The 3,362-nt window shown below is 71.0% G+C and carries 3 protein-coding genes; 1 reads left to right on the forward strand and 2 read right to left on the reverse strand.

Annotated features, from left to right (window positions below; translation table 11 throughout):
* The coding region (locus AB8Z36_RS35170; RefSeq protein WP_369217451.1) for a dienelactone hydrolase family protein at positions 1–828 on the reverse strand (828 nt) is incomplete at its 3' end.
* Between the two features lie 7 nt (positions 829–835).
* Complete coding sequence (locus AB8Z36_RS35175) at positions 836–2,008, reverse strand: radical SAM protein (protein WP_369217452.1); 1,173 nt, start codon at positions 2,006–2,008, stop codon at positions 836–838.
* A gap of 513 nt (positions 2,009–2,521) precedes the next feature.
* Between AB8Z36_RS35175 and AB8Z36_RS35180 the strand changes: the two genes are divergently transcribed.
* Positions 2,522–3,265 (forward strand): 3-hydroxybutyrate dehydrogenase, encoded by a 744-nt coding sequence (locus tag AB8Z36_RS35180; protein ID WP_369217453.1) that lies wholly within the window; start codon positions 2,522–2,524, stop codon positions 3,263–3,265.
* Positions 3,266–3,362 lie beyond the last annotated feature (97 nt).

Below are 3,362 nucleotides of genomic sequence, written 5' to 3' on the forward strand. Positions count from 1 at the left end.
GTCGAGGTAGGAGTCGGCCGTGCCGTACTGGAGCTGGAGCGGGGCGGGGGCCAGCGCCGCGTACAGGTCGGGCAGGTCCGCGTACTCCAGGACGCCGGGGAGCACCGCGCCTTCGTGGCCGGTCAGGAGCCGTGCGAAGAGGGCGGCATAGCTGCCGAGGTGGCTCGCCGCGCAGAGCGGCGGGGTCCGGTCCTCGGACAGCAGGGCGGTGTGCAGGGCGACCGCCGCGCCGAGACTGTGGCCGAACAGGCCCACGCGCCCGGCGTCGACCAGCGGATGCCCGGCGAGCAGGTCGAGGGCGCCGAGGGCGTCGCCGGTGAGCGCGCCGAGCAAGGAGCGTCCGGTGAGGGCGAAGGCGTGGGCGAGCAGCGCTCCCTCGTCCCGCCCCGCCCTGCGCTCCTCGTCGAGGCCGCCGCCGATGCCGTGGTCGAAGGAGAGGGTGACGAAGCCCGCGTGCGCGAGCTGTTCGGCGACGTTGCGGTCGGGGTGGTCGGGCGGGGTGTCGCCGGTCAGCTGGTCCAGGCGCGCGTTCTTGCCGCCGAGGACCAGGACGGCGGGGCCGTGGACGGTGCCGCGCGGGGCGAGCAGCGTGCCGTGGAAGGAGCCGCGTACGGGGGAGGTGAGGAGCAGGTTCTCGCGGTGCAGCCCGTCGCGGGCCGACGCGGTGGCCTCCGTGATCGTCAGGGGCGCCCGCTCGACGCGGGCCAGGCGCTCCACCACCGAGCGCAGGCGGCGGGTGCGCGCGCCGCGCTCGTCGGCGGTCAGGGAGGAGGCGGAGCGCAGGGCCGGCTCGTCGGCGAGGAGCCGGCTCAGGTGACGTGACTGCATGTGCGGCTCAGACGAAGTCGCCGTGCAGGGTGCTCGGCACTTCCAGCGCGTAGGCGTCCAGCGCCTCGTCGAGTTTGATCTGGCCGCGCTTGAGCAGTTCGAGGAGTTCGTTCTGGGGGCGGTAGAAGCAGGATTTGCAGAGGTCGGTCCTGCGCGGGTTGGAGGCCTCCCATTCCGCGCGCGGGCCGCCTTCCAGTACTTCCGCGTATCCCTGTTCGACGACATTGCCGATCAGATAACGGCTGTTCAGGTGGACCTGGGGGCACGGGTAGAGATTTCCGTCGGCGCCGACAGCCGTCACGAATCGGCTGTAGTGGCAGCGCTCGAAGTCGCCCTCCACCTCGTCGACCTGATCCATCGGGCCGCGGTCCAGCTTGGGCACGGACACTTCGAAGGCGTCCGTGGAGAGTGCGGCGGCCCGGGTGAGGGACTCGCTGATCTCCGGCATCACGGATTCGATGGTGTCGTGGCCGAGTGCGCTGTAGAACTCCGGTTCGAAGCGTACGTAATGCGCGCCGGAATCGCGGGCGATATGGGCCGCCTCGATGATCTCCCGGTAATTCTGCAGGGTGATCACGTAGTTGAAGCCGATGCGGAAGTCGGGGTCGACGGCTTTCTCGCGGAGCCTGCCGACGGAGCCGATGAACCGCGAGAACGTCTGCTCGCGGTCGCGGGTGATGTCGTCGAACGTCTTCTCCGTGCCCGCGTTCAGGCCGATCCGGACCCAGGTGTGGGTCGCGGCGACGCAGTCGGCGACCTTGGGACGGCCGAGCCGCGAGCCGTTGGTGATCAGGCCGATGCGCAGGCCCGCCGCGTGCCCCGCGTCGCAGATCTCGGTGTACCCGGGGTGGATCGTGCACTCGCCGCTGCCGCAGAAGGTCACGGCGCGGCCGTCGTTCTCGGCGAACTCGCGGAGCAGGGTGACCGCCTTGTCGGTGGCGATCGAGTCCTTGAACGAGAACAGGTCGTAGAACTGCTCTTCGTTGGGAGAGTGGAAGTTGCAGAAATTGCAGCGCATATTGCAGGCGCCCATGATGCCGATCCTCATGTGGACCGGCTTGATCTCCTGGTCCGCCACGAAACGCCGCAGCAATTCACCGTGCGCGAGGACCTTCTGCGGCGAGTGCGCCTGGTCCAGGCTGACGATGGGCAGACCTTCGCGGTTTTGGGGGGCTGCCATTCCAATGTCGCCGGCACCTGCTGTGCTGTTCACGAACCCCCCACGCATGGTCGATGTGCGTTTACGATGTTCGAGCGGTGCCTGCGACATTAGGGAGCGGCATCAGGGCTGTCAATGGGTCTAGACAACACGGGAGTTGGCGGAAGAATCATTTCCGCCGCCGTGCCACCGCCGCCCGCCTGCGGGGTTCGGGGCGCGGTTCCGGGCGGACATGGCACCCGGACGGGTGACAAAACCGGCGACGATGTGGCCGAGACGCGGCGCCTCACGGAACGCGGGCCCAAGGACCTCGCAAGCCTCGGCGCCGTACGGGATGGGCCCGGGGCACCGTGCGCCCGTGCCGCCGATGTCGTTCCCCCACACCCGGAGGCCCGCCGCTGTGGTGTCCGCGACCATGGGAGGATCCCGGGCCGCCTCTCTAGCGTTCCCGGCATGACGAGCGAAAGCGTTCCGGGCACGGGCATGACGAGCGGACACCCCGGGGCCCCGCCCGGGGCMCCGCGTACCGACGGCGTGGTCCTCACCGGACGGTCCGCCCTGGTCACCGGGGGCGGCAGCGGCATCGGGCGGGCGTGCGCCGAGGCGTTCGCCGCCGCGGGCGCCCTGGTCCATGTCGTCGACGTGGACGCGGAGTCGGCCAAGGCCGTGGCGGACGCGGTGGGCGGGGTGCCGCACGCCGTCGACCTCACCGACGCCGACGCCCTCGCCGCCCTGCCCGCCGCCGTCGACATCCTGGTCAACAGCGCGGGCACCCAGCACGTCGCCCCCATCGAGGAGTTCCCGCCCGACCGCTTCGAGCGCATCCAGCGCCTGATGGTCACCGCGCCCTTCCTGCTCCTGCGGCACTGTCTGCCGCACATGTACGGGCGCGGCTGGGGCCGGATCGTGAACATCTCCAGCGTCCACGGGCTGCGGGCGAGCCCGTACAAGTCCGCCTACGTCGCCGCCAAGCACGGCCTTGAGGGCCTGAGCAAGGTGGCCGCCCTCGAAGCCGCTCCGCACGGGGTGACCTGCAACTGCGTGAACCCCGGTTATGTCCGTACGCCGTTGGTCGAGGGGCAGATCGCCGACCAGGCGGCGGTGCACGGCATCGCGCCGGAGGACGTCGTGAGCGATGTCCTCCTCGAACGGTCCGCGATCAAGCGGCTCATCGAGCCCGCCGAGGTCGCCGCCGTCGCCCTCTGGCTCTGCGGTGCCCACACCGGCTACCTGACGGGCGCCTCGATCCCGGTCGACGGAGGCTGGGGCGCGAGCTAGCGGCTTCCGGCGCGGCCCCTCGCGCGGGGGCGGCCCCTCGCGCGGGGGCGGGCGCTCAACCCCGCGCGGGATACCCGCGTTCCCCCATGGGAAACCC

Source organism: Streptomyces flavofungini (assembly GCF_041028215.1).
Taxonomy (GTDB): Bacteria; Actinomycetota; Actinomycetes; order Streptomycetales; family Streptomycetaceae; genus Streptomyces; species Streptomyces flavofungini_B.

Coding starts and splice junctions, on each gene's coding strand:
- AB8Z36_RS35175 (WP_369217452.1), bottom strand. CDS start 2,008: ATGGCAGCCCCCCAAAACCGCGAAGGTCTGCCCATCGTCAGCCTGGAC.